The sequence below is a fragment of the Pseudoduganella umbonata genome, from assembly GCF_014192225.1.
In the GTDB taxonomy this organism is placed as follows: domain Bacteria; phylum Pseudomonadota; class Gammaproteobacteria; order Burkholderiales; family Burkholderiaceae_D; genus Rugamonas; species Rugamonas umbonata.
Genome location: NZ_JACHXS010000031.1, coordinates 1 through 1,122, shown reverse-complemented (window position 1 = coordinate 1,122; position 1,122 = coordinate 1). Strand labels below are relative to the sequence as shown.

The following is a 1,122-nucleotide window of genomic DNA, read 5'->3' as shown; positions in this document are numbered from 1 at the left end:
TCACCCAGCACGAGCGCTATCCCGACGGCGACAACGCCTTCAAGGTGCTGTGGGTCGAGCACGAGGCGCGCAACAACTTCGAGCCCCGGCTGGCCGGTGCCCGCTCCCGCGTGGAGCCGGGCACCTACCGCAACCGCTTCGGCTGCGTGCGCGACGCCGTGCCACTGGTGCCGGTGGCGACCGCCCTGCCCCATGCCCACACGGCGCTGGGCCCGCAAACGGCCCTGGTCGTCGGTGTCGCCAACGAAGTGGCCACCACCATGCGCGACCATCAGGTGCGCGTGCAGTTTGCATGGCAGCGCGGCGTCGGCGCCAATCCCGGTGGACTCGGTCATGACGTGGACGAAGAAGGCAGCGCCCCCGGCGACGAGCGCTCGGGTACCTGGGTGCGCGTGGCCGAAGCGCTGGCCGGTCCGAACTGGGGCAGCCAGTTCACGCCGCGCATCGGCACCGAGGTGCTGGTCGACTTCCTCGAAAACGACATCGACCGCCCGGTCGTGGTGGCGCAGCTGTACACGGGTGCCGATGCGCCGCCGTTCGCCGCCGGCGTCGACTCCGGCGCCAACCATCCGGGCACGCTCTCCGGCATCCATACGCGGACCTTCGATGGCGGCGGCTACAACCAGTGGCAGCTGGACGACACGCAGGGACAGCTGCGCATGCGCCTGGCCACGTCCGGTGCCGCTTCCCAGCTCAATCTTGGCTATCTGGTCGCCCAGTCGCCAGGCTCGGCGCAGCGCGGCGGGTATCGTGGAACCGGCTTCGAATTGGGCACCGATGCGTGGGCCGTGGTGCGCGGCGGAGAAGGCGTGCTGCTGACCACCGCGGCACGCGCGGGCCGGGGCGCCGGTGTCGCGTCGACGCAGATGGACCCATGGAAGCGGTCGGTTCGCTGAAGGCGGCGCAAACGCTCGACACCGCCCTGCTGGACTCGGCCAAGGCGCAGCAGGCGCTGACCAGCGAAGCAGCGGTGCAGGCCAAGAAGGACTTGCTGGCGCTGATCGATCCGGAAGAACAAGGCAAGCATCAAGGCAATGGGATGGACGCCCCCTCCGAAACGGCATCGATGTGCCAAAGTGGAAGTGTCAACAAGCCACGATATCGAGGGAGGCGTCATCATGA

2 protein-coding genes are annotated in these 1,122 nt (G+C 68.9%); both read left to right on the top strand.

The features are described 5' to 3' along the window. Positions 1-896: type VI secretion system Vgr family protein (locus FHS02_RS31145; protein ID WP_308700809.1), on the top strand; the 896-nt coding region annotated here is incomplete at its 5' end. Beyond that, positions 875-1,122 (top strand): hypothetical protein (locus tag FHS02_RS32020; protein ID WP_308700808.1); only part of this gene is annotated, 248 nt, incomplete at its 3' end. The genes FHS02_RS31145 and FHS02_RS32020, both read left to right, overlap by 22 nt.